The organism is Lagierella sp., assembly GCF_029983815.1.
In the GTDB taxonomy this organism is placed as follows: domain Bacteria; phylum Bacillota; class Clostridia; order Tissierellales; family Peptoniphilaceae; genus Mediannikoviicoccus.
This window is the reverse complement of the sequence record NZ_JASBYU010000029.1, coordinates 1-11,614: the sequence shown is the minus strand read 5'-3', so window position 1 is coordinate 11,614 and position 11,614 is coordinate 1. Positions and strand designations below refer to the sequence as shown.

At 33.7% G+C, this 11,614-nt stretch carries 13 protein-coding genes; 12 read left to right on the top strand and 1 reads right to left on the bottom strand.

Annotated features, from left to right (window positions below; translation table 11 throughout):
- The first annotated feature begins 277 nt into the window (after positions 1-277).
- The 8 genes from Q1K37_RS08115 (at position 278) to cdd (ending at position 8,109) form a co-directional block, all read left to right on the top strand.
- Positions 278-1,483 (top strand): DegT/DnrJ/EryC1/StrS aminotransferase family protein, encoded by a 1,206-nt coding sequence (locus Q1K37_RS08115; protein ID WP_300411180.1) that lies wholly within the window; start codon positions 278-280, stop codon positions 1,481-1,483.
- Positions 1,473-2,159: a sugar transferase gene (locus tag Q1K37_RS08110; RefSeq protein ID WP_300411178.1), complete on the top strand. Its 687-nt coding sequence runs from the start codon at positions 1,473-1,475 to the stop codon at positions 2,157-2,159. Before Q1K37_RS08115 ends, Q1K37_RS08110 begins: the two co-directional genes overlap by 11 nt.
- Positions 2,149-3,405, top strand: coding sequence for a glycosyltransferase family 4 protein (locus tag Q1K37_RS08105; protein WP_300411176.1), 1,257 nt, complete (start codon positions 2,149-2,151; stop codon positions 3,403-3,405). Before Q1K37_RS08110 ends, Q1K37_RS08105 begins: the two co-directional genes overlap by 11 nt.
- A gap of 81 nt (positions 3,406-3,486) precedes the next feature.
- The gene (locus tag Q1K37_RS08100) at positions 3,487-4,677 is read left to right on the top strand and encodes a DegT/DnrJ/EryC1/StrS family aminotransferase (protein ID WP_300411174.1); all 1,191 of its coding nucleotides are present in this window, start codon (positions 3,487-3,489) and stop codon (positions 4,675-4,677) included.
- Positions 4,670-5,245, top strand: a complete 576-nt coding sequence (locus tag Q1K37_RS08095; RefSeq protein ID WP_300411173.1) for an acyltransferase — start codon at positions 4,670-4,672, stop codon at positions 5,243-5,245. Before Q1K37_RS08100 ends, Q1K37_RS08095 begins: the two co-directional genes overlap by 8 nt.
- A 3-nt stretch (positions 5,246-5,248) precedes the next feature.
- A complete protein-coding gene (locus Q1K37_RS08090) occupies positions 5,249-6,580 on the top strand; it encodes a nucleotide sugar dehydrogenase (protein WP_300411171.1) in 1,332 nt (443 codons plus the stop codon).
- Positions 6,581-6,593: 13 nt separating this feature from the next.
- Positions 6,594-7,619, top strand: a complete 1,026-nt coding sequence (locus Q1K37_RS08085) for a Gfo/Idh/MocA family oxidoreductase (RefSeq protein ID WP_300411169.1) — start codon at positions 6,594-6,596, stop codon at positions 7,617-7,619.
- A 64-nt stretch (positions 7,620-7,683) separates the two neighbouring features.
- Positions 7,684-8,109: a cytidine deaminase gene (gene cdd / locus Q1K37_RS08080; RefSeq protein WP_300411167.1), complete on the top strand. Its 426-nt coding sequence runs from the start codon at positions 7,684-7,686 to the stop codon at positions 8,107-8,109.
- Between the two features lie 47 nt (positions 8,110-8,156).
- On the opposite strand, the gene Q1K37_RS08075 is transcribed toward cdd, so the two are convergent.
- A complete protein-coding gene (locus Q1K37_RS08075) occupies positions 8,157-9,560 on the bottom strand; it encodes a leucyl aminopeptidase (protein ID WP_300411165.1) in 1,404 nt (467 codons plus the stop codon).
- 89 nt (positions 9,561-9,649) lie between these two features.
- Here Q1K37_RS08075 and Q1K37_RS08070 point away from each other — a divergent pair, with 89 nt between their 5' ends.
- From Q1K37_RS08070 to Q1K37_RS08055, 4 genes are all read left to right on the top strand, one after another.
- Positions 9,650-9,994 carry an FMN-binding protein gene (locus tag Q1K37_RS08070; protein WP_300411164.1) on the top strand — a complete coding sequence of 115 codons (345 nt, stop codon included), beginning with the start codon at positions 9,650-9,652 and terminating at the stop codon, positions 9,992-9,994.
- Positions 9,995-10,112: 118 nt separating this feature from the next.
- Entirely contained in the window at positions 10,113-10,328 is a 216-nt protein-coding gene (locus tag Q1K37_RS08065) for a threonine/serine exporter family protein (RefSeq protein WP_300411162.1), read from the top strand.
- The gene (locus Q1K37_RS08060; RefSeq protein ID WP_300411160.1) at positions 10,325-10,876 is read left to right on the top strand and encodes a threonine/serine exporter family protein; all 552 of its coding nucleotides are present in this window, start codon (positions 10,325-10,327) and stop codon (positions 10,874-10,876) included. Before Q1K37_RS08065 ends, Q1K37_RS08060 begins: the two co-directional genes overlap by 4 nt.
- An 8-nt stretch (positions 10,877-10,884) precedes the next feature.
- Complete coding sequence (locus Q1K37_RS08055; protein WP_300411158.1) at positions 10,885-11,379, top strand: threonine/serine exporter family protein; 495 nt, start codon at positions 10,885-10,887, stop codon at positions 11,377-11,379.
- The last annotated feature ends 235 nt before the right edge of the window (positions 11,380-11,614 follow it).

The following is an 11,614-nucleotide window of genomic DNA, read 5'->3' as shown; positions in this document are numbered from 1 at the left end:
TTAAAATGAAGCAGGTCTTATCGGGATAAATTTAGGGTTTATCAGTTTAGTAAAAAAACAAATCAGCTTTAATTTACTATAAATCCTAAAGTCAAAGGGATTATAAAACCCTATACTTTCCGACAATCCCACAATGTCAAAATTTGTTATATAATAGGATGTGCTGATAAGTAGTGTAAATTTTTGGCTTTATGGGTAATTTAAGGTTTGTCAAATTTTGAAAAATATTGTATAAAAGTTTATACTATTATGTAGAATTTGAAATTTTGGAGGAATTATGAATATTCAATTTTCACCACCAGATATTACACAACTAGAAATTGATGAGGTTGTTGATACGTTAAAATCTGGATGGATTACGACAGGACCAAAAACTAAAAAATTAGAACAATTAATTACTGAATATATAGGAACGGATAAGACTATCTGTCTTAACTCCGCAACTGCTGCATTGGAGTTGAATTTAAGATTATTGGGAATAGGTGAAGGGGATGAGGTAATAACTTCAGCTTATACTTACACCGCCTCTGCATCTGTTATCGATCATGTTGGAGCTAAGATAGTCATGGTAGATACTGTGCCGGGAACTTATTTTATGGACTATGAAAAAATGGAAAGTCTTATAAATGAAAACACCAAGGCGATAATTCCAGTTGATATTGCTGGAGTTCCAGTAGACTATAATAGGATTAGAATGATTTTGGAAAAGAAGAAAAATATTTTTAGACCAAATAATGATATACAAAAAGCTATGGGAAGGGTTGCTTTAGTTTCCGATGGGGCCCATTCCTTTGGCTCGGTGTACTTTGATGAAAAGACTGGGTACTACAGCGACTTTATCTCCTTTTCATTCCATGCGGTAAAAAACTTTACCACTGGTGAAGGAGGGGCGTTATCATGGAATTCCATCGATGGAATTGATGATGAAGAGCTTTATCAAAAGCTACAACTTCTTTCCCTACATGGACAAAGTAAGGATGCTCTTTCCAAGATGAAGCTTGGCGCCTGGGAATATGATGTAATAGGACCATATTACAAGATGAATATGACGGATATCATGGCGGCTATGGGACTTGCTCAATTTGAAAGATACGATTCAATTTTACAAAGACGTAAGGATATAGTTAAAATTTATGAAGAGACTTTTGAAAATAGTCCAATTGAGACCCTTAAACATATCGGAGAAAATTACATCAGCAATTGCCATCTTTATTTAACTAGGATTAAAGGTATTGATGAAAAGGTTAGAAATAAGATAATTGAAGAGATGGCAAAACGAAATATTGCTACAAATGTTCATTATAAACCACTTCCAATGATGACAGCATATAAAGACCTTGGTTTTAATATTAATGATTATCCTAATGCCTTCAATCAATATAAAAACCAAATTACACTTCCTCTTCACAGTAAGTTAACTGATGAAGAAGCAAGGTATGTTGCTGAAAACTTTTTGGAAATTGTAAAAAAGTATGCAAAGTAATAATATGAGTCCGGAGGATTTTTCAAGACATATTGATGAATTGTTAAGGGAAAAAAGCTTTACGCTAATTCTGAAAAGATTTTTCGATATTTTAGTTTCTGCACTAGGACTAATAATATTGGCCATCCCTTTTGTGATTATCAGTATAATAATTAAATTGACCTCTACTGGACCAATCTTCTATAGACAAAAAAGAGTAGGTAAAGATGAGATTCCTTTTAGAATCTATAAATTTAGAACGATGATTCAGGATGCGGACAAAAAAGGAATGTTAATTACCGTAGGTGAAGACAATAGAATAACTAAAATAGGTAAGTTATTAAGAAAGAGTAAAATTGATGAACTGCCACAACTGATCAATGTGTTCCTTGGAAATATGAGTTTTGTTGGGCCGAGGCCGGAGGTAGAAAAGTACACTAAACTGTATGATGGTTATCAGAAGAATGTACTTAAAATTAGACCTGGGATAACGGATTTGGCATCCATAAAATATAAGGATGAATCTTCTGTTTTAGCTAAAAGCAAAGATCCAGAGTACACTTATATCCATGAAATCATGCAAAATAAATTGCAGATCAATCTTGAATATCTGGAACGCATTTCTGTTTTGAGGGATATAAAATTAATAATTATTACCATTTTAGAAGTAATAGGAATAGAAATAGATGACAAGTAAGATTAAAAATATATGGATTATCAATCACTATGCTGATCCACCGAATATAGGAAAATTTAATAGACATTATAATTTTGCTAAGAATTTGATTGAAAGGGGATATAGTGTTAAAATATTCACAGCCTCAACAATCCATACTACTCAGATAAATATGATTTCAAATGAAAACCCCTACAAGGAGAAGGTGTTTAATGGGGTGGATTATGTATTTTTAAAGGCTTCTTCTTATGACGACAATGGTTTTAAAAGGGTTATTAATATATTGCAGTATTTTTTTAAAGCCCTATTTATACCAAATAAGTTTGGAAAACCAGATTTGGTAATTGCATCAGGACCTCATCCATTAGCTTGGATTGCAGGTTATTTTCAAGCCAAGAAACACCAGGCAAAATTTATCACTGAAACCAGGGATTTGTGGCCTGAGACTTTTGTTGCCATGGGCAAGATGGGAAGAAATAATGTTATTGCAAAAATCCTCTATGGAATTGAAAAGTGGATGTATAAAAAATCAGATATCATCCTTTTCACGCTTCCTGGTGGTATCGACTATATCAAAAGGATTGGCCTGGACACTTCTAAGGTTGCCTATATCAATAATGGTATTGTTTTGGAAGACTATTACCACAACAGAGACCACTTCGTATATGAAGATGAAGATCTTTCCAATAAGGATAATTTTAATGTGGTCTTTAGTGGGGCCATTGGAAAAGCCAATGACTTAGGTAGGGTCATAAGAGCTTTTAAAATAATCCAGGATAGAGGCTATACTGATATCAAATTCTTAATATTTGGAGACAAAGGGGAACGAAAAGAGCTGGAACAGTATGTTCGTGATGAAAAAATAGATAATGTGATTTTTAAAGGTTGGGTTAATAAACAAGAAGTCCCATCTATACTATCCCAATCGGACTTACAGGTTCTTTCATTAGCTCATCTGCCAGAGCTCTTTAAATATGGACTAAGTCCTAACAAGTTATTTGAATATTTAGGTTCTGGAAAACCTGTTATCTCAAATGTAGAATGTGGCCATGACCTCCTTGAAAAATACAATTGCGGCTTGACTGTCAAAGGCGATAGTGAAGAGGCAATGGCGGAGGGAATTATCTATTTTTATAATTTATATAGAGAAAAACCAGAAAGTTATTTACAATATTGTGAAAACTCATTGAAGGCTTCAAAGGACTTTGACTTTAAAAATTTGACTGAAAAACTTGTTAAAGTTATTGGAAGGCTTGAAGAGGAGTAGATTTTTTAGTTTTACTGTAGTTTAACAATATTGTGTTAAAATAGAAGTCGGATATTTGATTTTGTCAATAAAGGAGGATCTATGAATATATCTTTAATAGATTTAAAAAGACAATATGAGAACATAAAAGAAGAAACGAACAAGGAAGTTTTAAGTGTTCTTGAGAATGCTCAATATATTATGGGAGAAAATGTAAAGGAATTCGAAAGAGAATTCTCTAATTATATAGGTGTAAAAAATGCTATATCTGTGGGAAATGGTACCGATGCTTTGATTTTGGCTTTAAAAGCACTAGGAATTGGAGAAGGAGACGAAGTTATAACAACTGCTTATACTTTTTTTGCAACTGCTGAGGCCATTGCCTATGTGGGAGCGACTCCGGTTTTTGTAGATGTGGACTTAGATACTTATAATATAGACCCATCACTTATTGAAGAAAAGATAAGTTCGAAAACAAAGGCCATTCTAGCTGTTCATATATTTGGAAATCCATGTAAGATGGACGATATCAATGCAATAGCTAGAAAACATGACTTGTATGTAATTGAAGATGCAGCCCAGGCTATTGGATGTAAGTATAAGGGAAATATGATTGGGACTCTTTCAGATATAGCTTGTTTTTCATTCTTTCCTACAAAAAACTTAGGTTGTGCAGGAGACGGAGGAATGCTTGCTACAAATGATGATGAGCTAGCAACTATCTTACGTGCTTTAAAAGTACATGGTTCTGGTGAAAATGGACTAAGAGCCTATAATATAATAAATGGAATTGAAGAGGAAGTAGAAGTAGATGAATCTGCGGATAATACTGTTTACAATCCTTTAAAATACTATAACTACCTTATTGGTCAAAACTCCCGTCTTGATGAGATTCAAGCGGCTATTTTAAGAATTAAATTGAAACATTTGGAAAAGTGGACGGAAAATAGGATAGAAAATGCTAAAAAGTACAATGAAAAACTTAAAGATGTTTTAGTAACTCCTAAAAAGGAAGAAGACTCTAGACATGTGTATCATCTCTATATAGTGCAATCTGAGAATAGGGAAAAGATGGTTGATTATTTGAAGGAAAAAGGAATTGCCACAGGTGTATATTATCCTGTTCCTATGCATCTTCAAAAGGTATTTAAACCTTTAGGTTATAAACCTGAAGACTGCCCTAACGCAGACTATCTTTCTAAGAGGACTTTTGCTCTACCTATGTTTCCAGAATTAAGAGATGATGAAATAGAATATATTGCAAAATGCATTTTGGAGTATGAGAATGAGTAAGTACTTTGTTCATGAATCGTCCTATGTGGATGAGGGGGCAATTATTGGAGAAGGAACCAAGATTTGGCACTTCTCCCATATTATGTCCGACTGTGAAATTGGAGAAAATTGCAATATAGGTCAAAATGTTGTGATTTCTCCAGGGGTTAAAATTGGAAATAAGGTAAAAATTCAAAACAACGTTTCTGTATATTCTGGTGTTGAATGTGAAGAGGGTGTATTCTTAGGCCCTTCATGTGTATTCACCAATGTTATAAACCCACGTTCTCTAATTGAAAAGAAGGACGAATACAAAAAGACTATTCTAAGAAAAGGCGCTTCTATAGGAGCCAATGCAACAATAATATGTGGAAATTCCATTGGCAGATTTGCCCTAATTGGTGCTGGAGCTGTGGTTACAAAGGATGTAAAGGATCATGAAATCGTAGTTGGTAACCCTGCTAGGAGAATAGGATATGCATGTGAATGTGGTGAAACTTTAAAAAAATCCGGAATTCACGAGTATAAATGTGGAATTTGTGGTAGAATATATAAGTTAGAAGATAATTTTTTGAGAGAGAAGGAGTAAAGAATGTCAAATATTAAACAAGAACTATTACAAAAAATTGAATCAAAGGAATTGGTAGTAGGTGTTATTGGATTGGGTTATGTTGGTCTACCTCTAGCTGTAGAAAAGGCAAATGCAGGCTATAAAGTAATCGGATTCGATGTTTTACCTGAGAAGGTTAAAATGGTTAATGAAGGTCACAACTACATAGGTGATGTCGTTGATGAAGAATTATCAGAATTAGCGAAAAATGGAATGCTAAGAGCTACTGACAACTTCGAAGAAGTTGCATCTTGTGACTTTATTGCAATAGCAGTTCCTACACCTTTAGACAAATATCAACAACCTGATATTTCTTATGTTAAAAAATCTACTACAGATGTTTCTAAATATTTGAAGAAGGGTTCTATTGTTGTTTTAGAATCAACAACTTATCCAGGAACTACAGAAGAGTTAATGCTTCCAATCCTTGAAGAGGGATCAGGTCTTAAATGTGGGGAAGATTTCTACTTAGCCTTCTCTCCAGAAAGAGTTGACCCAGGTAATAAAATCTACAAGACTAAAAACACTCCAAAGGTAATTGGTGGTGTTGGAGAAGATTCTACTGAAGTTGCAGCTGCTCTTTACAGAAATGTATTGGAGGGAGAAGTGTTCACTGTATCATCTCCAAAGGTTGCTGAGATGGAAAAAATTCTAGAAAACACTTATAGAAATGTCAATATAGGACTTGTAAATGAATTTGCACTTATTGCTAATAAAATGGGAATTAACATTTGGGAAGTAGTAGATGCTGCAAAGACTAAACCTTATGGTTTCCAAGCCTTTTATCCAGGACCTGGAATTGGCGGACACTGTATACCTCTAGATCCTTTCTATTTGACTTGGAAGGCAAAGGAATATGATGCTCATATGAGAATCATAGAGGCTTCAGGTTCAGTTAATGACTTCATGCCTGAATGGGTTATAGATAGATCTTTAAGAATTCTATCTAAGAAATTCAAGAAGTCTTTAAATGGAGCAAAGGTATTGATTCTAGGAATTGCATATAAAAATGACATTGACGATTTAAGAGACAGCCCAGCTTTAGTTGTTATAGAACACTTCAGAAATGAAGGTGCAGAGCTTGATTATTATGATGGATACAATCCATCTTATATCGACGAAAATGGAGAAAAGGTAAATTCATTAAAGGAATTGACTCCAGAAGTAGTAGCATCTTATGACTTAGTAGTTATTACAACAAATCACTCAAATGTAGATTATCAAATGGTTGCTGATAATGCTAAATACGTATTCGATACAAAGTACGCTACTAAAGATGTAAAGGATAATAATAACAATATCGAATTATTATAATCGGAGGTTTGAATTGGAAAAGTTAAAAGGCGTTATCATTGGATGCGGGAGAATATCCTATAGACATGTACAAGCTCTAATAGATAACGACAGTGAAACTCAGCTAGTTGGCCTTTGTGATGTAATTGAAGATAGAGCCATAGAAAAGAAAAATCAATATATGGAATCTTTCCCAGAAAGGTATGTGCCTGTTTTTACTGACTATAAGGAAATGCTTAAGGAAGTAAAACCAGATTTTGCAATGATATGTACTGAGTCTGGATACCATGGCGACATAGCAATTCATTGTCTTGAAGAAGATGTACATGTTTTGATTGAAAAACCAATGGCCATGACATTAGAAGAAATAGATAAAATAAATGAGTTGTCCGAAGAAAAGAATTTAAAGGTTGGAGTTTGTCATCAAAATAGATTCAATCCTCCAATTCAAAAATTGAGAAAGGCAATAGACGAAGGTAAGTTTGGACGTCTTATCAATGGTACTGCTAGAATTCTTTGGACAAGGGACCAAAATTATTATGATTTGGCTCCTTGGAGGGGAACTAGAAAACTTGATGGTGGAACTTTGATGAACCAATGTATTCACAACATTGACTTACTTCTTTGGATGATGGGTTCTGATGTGGTATCAGTGCAATCGGAAAGAGGGACCTTCCTTAGAGATATTGAGATGGAAGATTTTGGTGCAATATTGTTAAGATTTGCAAATGGTTCAATAGGTATTATAGAAGGTTCAGCCTGTGTCTATCCGAAAAATCTAGAAGAGACATTGAGTATCTTCGGTGAAACCGGAACTGCTGTTATAGGTGGATTGGCAGTTAATGAAATAAAGACTTGGAATTTCGAAGATAAAACTGAAGTTGTCGAAGAAGATGACTCATCAAAAGTTAAAAATGTATATGGTGATGGACATACCCCACTATTGAAGGATTTTATAGATGCGATTAAAGAAGATAGACTTCCGCTTATTTCTGGATATGAAGCTAGAAAACCAGTAGAAGTTATATTAAAATCCTACGAGCAAAGAAAATTACCATAAAATTGTTAAATAATGACCCTCTAAATTCAAATAGGAATTAGTGGGTCATTTTTTTGGAGGAAATATGTTAGATAGTCTTGAAAAGGAACTAATTTTAGAGGCCATGAAGATTAGAAAAAACTCCTACTCTCCTTATTCAAAGTATGCAGTTGGAGCTGCCATACTTGGAATTGATGGAAAGATTTATACCGGGGCAAATGTGGAAAATGCATCCTATGGAGCGACTATTTGCGCGGAAAGATCTGCTGCCACTAATGCATGCTCTAGAGGTGTGCGAACTTTTACAAAAATTGCAATTGTTGGAGGGCCGAACAATGAAGGAGATAAGCACTATGAATTTTCTTATCCCTGTGGTATCTGTAGACAATTTTTAAATGAATTTTGTAGCGAAGATATGGAAGTAATAGTTGCAAAAGATTTGGAAGAATATAGAAAAGTGAAATTTAAGGATCTACTGGCATTTGCTTTTGGACCGAAAAATCTAGAATAAGAAAAAATGCAGTTTTCAAAATTTCGAAAACTGCATTTCTCTTTATATTAATAGTTTTTTACAAAATCATATAGTGTTTTAACTGGTACTCCTGTGGCTCCAAAAGGAATATAGTCATATGCAGAATCTGCATAGGCTGGTCCAGCAATATCCAAATGGGCCCATTTCTTTTCCTCTACAAAATGCTCTAGGAATAGACCTGCAGTCATTGCGCCTCCATAGATTCCTGTGGAGTTCGTTATATCTGCCCTCTTTGTTTTTAACAAATCCCTCAAAACATCAAAAGTAGGCAATTTCCAGAAATATTCACCTACATTTTTAGATGAAGTTTCAAATTTTTCATAAAGTGAATCATCGTTTGTCACTACACCAGTAGTCTTTTCACCAAGGGCTATAACACAAGCGCCTGTTAAAGTAGCAAGATCTATAATTGGTTGTGCATCAGTTTTTGTTGCAGCATAATATATTGCATCTGCAAGGGTCAGTCTTCCTTCGGCATCTGTATTGACAACCTCTATAAAAGTACCCTTCATTGAACTTATAATATCGCCGTTTTTATATGATCTTCCTGAAACCATATTTTCACAAGCGGCAACAAATCCAATTACATTTTTCTGTACCTTGTTCTTTGCTAGGGCATAGATAGTTCCAATTACAGTTCCTGATCCAGCCATATCGCCATGCATGGTAGCCATTCCCTTAGGATTTTTTAAAGCGTATCCACCAGAGTCGTAGGTCAATCCTTTACCCACCAGGCCTATTGGAGTCTGGTCTTTTACCGGTAGATATTCCATAATAATAAATTTTGGTTCTTTATCAGATCCTTCAGCCACAGCGAGAAAGGCTTTCATATTTAACTTTTCTATTTCTTCTTTGTCTAAAATTTTGACATTGACTCCGACACTTTCAAGTTTTTTCTTAGTCTCATTGGCAAGTGTCTCTGGATACATATCAATTGCAGGTGTGTTCACAAGATATCTTGTAAAGTTCACTCCATCGATTATATTTTCAACGTATTCAAAATCTGATTTACTTAGATCTTGTTTAAACAAAAGATTTAAGATTAATTCTTTATCTTCTTCGTCTTCCTCTTTTGTCTTATAGTCCTTGAATTCATATTCAGCTTGAAGTATTCCTTCAAAGATATTTAAAATTACCTTCTTTTCAAGTTTTTCGTCAAAGGACAATTCCAAGGATGAAATGTTGAATTTTTTAACTTCTTTGGAGATTTTGAATCCTAAATCTATTAGGTGTTTTGGTTTTTCGAATTCATCTTTCACTACAACTAATAGATTAAAATTAGAAGAATTCATTAAAGTGTAGGCTTTGAATTGGCCTAACTTCAAATACACATTTTCATTTACTGAACCTTCATTTGATAAGCTATCTAAATCTTTAACAAATGAAACTTTTGCAATTGCTTCTACATTTTCGTTTAAAGTATATTTCATATATTTACCTCCCTTTTATAACTATTGTACACTATTTTAGCGATATTGACAGCTTCTTTAATAGTTGGTAATATTTAGGAGGTGAGAACATGAAAAAAAGATGCAAAATATTATTATCTATCCTATTAGTGCTCATTGCATTTACAGGCTGTAAAAAAATAAAAAAAGCAGGTACATATGAGGCATTTGGTAAGGGAAGAAATGGAGAAATCAAGGTTTCTGTAACCATAGACTCTGAAGGTGAAATATCTGATATTGAACTTATGGACTATGAAGATAATAAGGAGTTTATAGAAAAGGCCTTCCCTGAAATAAGAGAAAAAATATTAGAGGAAAAGAAAATAGAGGTGGATACTGTTACAGGAGCAACCCAGTCTTCAAAGGGAATTATTGAGGCAGTAAAGGAAGCCGTTAAGCAGTCAGAAAAAGAGTAGGATTACTCTTTTTTTTTATGTTCTTTAATAATTGACTAATCCATAATATTGTCTGATATTTTTTTGAGACCTTACTTTACTATGATATACTAAAACTATGGAGAGATATAAAGAATTATTGACTCTAGACAAGTTATCCGCCGATAGATTGGCAGTGTTGGTTGTAAATGTTACAAGGCAATTGGTTAGAAACGGTGCTGAGATCTATAGGGCAGAGGATACGGCTAGAAGACTATGTGGAAAATATAAAAATATTGAATATGTTAATATCTACGCTACTTACAATATGGTTATGGTAAATTTCACCTGTGAGGGGAAGGATTTTTTACTATGAGAACTTTCCAAGGAATTGATTATAACTTAGGAAAAGTGTCCAGGATTAATGAGTTTTCTAGAAATTTTACTCAAGGTATGTATACCATAGACGAAGGGATAGAAATTGTAAGAAGAATTTACATGGAAGAAGAAAATGACATGCTACCTCTATCCATATTTGCAGGGCTTGGTTCAGCCTTTTTAATAGCAAATTTTAATGGAGGAGTAGTTGACTTCTTTATAACTTTGACAGCGGCTTTTTGTGGTCAACTTATATCAAGCTTTGGAGCTAAAAGAGAGCTTCCGCTATTTATCAATACTACAATAGGATGTCTAATAGCTTCTATGATTTGTGTCCTAGGTATAAATATTGGGCTTGGAAAATCTTTGAACATAATAATAACAGGGGCTATAATGCCTTTTTTACCGGGGTTTTCATTTACCAATTCAATTAGAGACTTTTTATCCGGGGATATGGCTTCAGGTCTTTATGGATTGGTTCACTCTTTAATAGTAGGAGCTGGAATGGCGCTAGGTGTAGGAACCACCTTGCTGTTTTTTAGGTAGGTGTGTTTATGAATCTTATATTAAATTCAATAATGTCAGGTTTTGCATCAGTTGGATATTCCCTTTTATATAGAAGTCCAAAAAAAAGTTTAGTCGGAAATTTTATAACAGGGGCTACAGGAATGCTAGTATATAAAATTTTGTGGGACCAATTTGATATGACCTTTGGAGCTTATTTGGCTGCATCAGTTGTAATAGGAATCGTAGCTGAAATATTTGCGAGAATTAACAAATTACCTGCAACGGTATTTCTAGCATCTGGATTGATACCACTTGTCCCTGGACTTGCAATATATAATATGATGAATGCTTTTGCCACAAAGAATTTCAATGATGCGGTATTCAATATAGCAAATGCTGGAATATATGCATTGGGCTTGGCCTTGGGTGTAGTATTATCTTCTATATTTTCAAAATCTCTCAACAATTACAGAACATATTTTAAAAAAGTGCAAGAAAAAAGATTTATGAAGAAAAAAACGAATAAGACAAAACAAAAGTAAGACTAAAGATTAAGGCCTGTAAATAAAAACATTAAAGGATGAAAATAGAGATTAAAAAACTATTTCAAATGCAAAATGGCCTAAAATGGATTTTTCATTACCTAAGATAAAGCAAATAAAGTTAAAAAAACGCTGAATATATTAAGAATGTAAAAAATATGCAAAAAATTTATGAAAAACCCTTGACAAGGTTAAATAAAATTGATATTATAATTAGGCACTCAGGAAGTGCCTT

Coding starts and splice junctions, on each gene's coding strand:
- Q1K37_RS08115 (WP_300411180.1), top strand. CDS start 278: ATGAATATTCAATTTTCACCACCAGATATTACACAACTAGAAATTGAT.
- Q1K37_RS08110 (WP_300411178.1), top strand. CDS start 1,473: ATGCAAAGTAATAATATGAGTCCGGAGGATTTTTCAAGACATATTGAT.
- Q1K37_RS08105 (WP_300411176.1), top strand. CDS start 2,149: ATGACAAGTAAGATTAAAAATATATGGATTATCAATCACTATGCTGAT.
- Q1K37_RS08100 (WP_300411174.1), top strand. CDS start 3,487: ATGAATATATCTTTAATAGATTTAAAAAGACAATATGAGAACATAAAA.
- Q1K37_RS08095 (WP_300411173.1), top strand. CDS start 4,670: ATGAGTAAGTACTTTGTTCATGAATCGTCCTATGTGGATGAGGGGGCA.
- Q1K37_RS08090 (WP_300411171.1), top strand. CDS start 5,249: ATGTCAAATATTAAACAAGAACTATTACAAAAAATTGAATCAAAGGAA.
- cdd (WP_300411167.1), top strand. CDS start 7,684: ATGTTAGATAGTCTTGAAAAGGAACTAATTTTAGAGGCCATGAAGATT.
- Q1K37_RS08075 (WP_300411165.1), bottom strand. CDS start 9,560: ATGAAATATACTTTAAACGAAAATGTAGAAGCAATTGCAAAAGTTTCA.
- Q1K37_RS08070 (WP_300411164.1), top strand. CDS start 9,650: ATGAAAAAAAGATGCAAAATATTATTATCTATCCTATTAGTGCTCATT.
- Q1K37_RS08060 (WP_300411160.1), top strand. CDS start 10,325: ATGAGAACTTTCCAAGGAATTGATTATAACTTAGGAAAAGTGTCCAGG.
- Q1K37_RS08055 (WP_300411158.1), top strand. CDS start 10,885: ATGAATCTTATATTAAATTCAATAATGTCAGGTTTTGCATCAGTTGGA.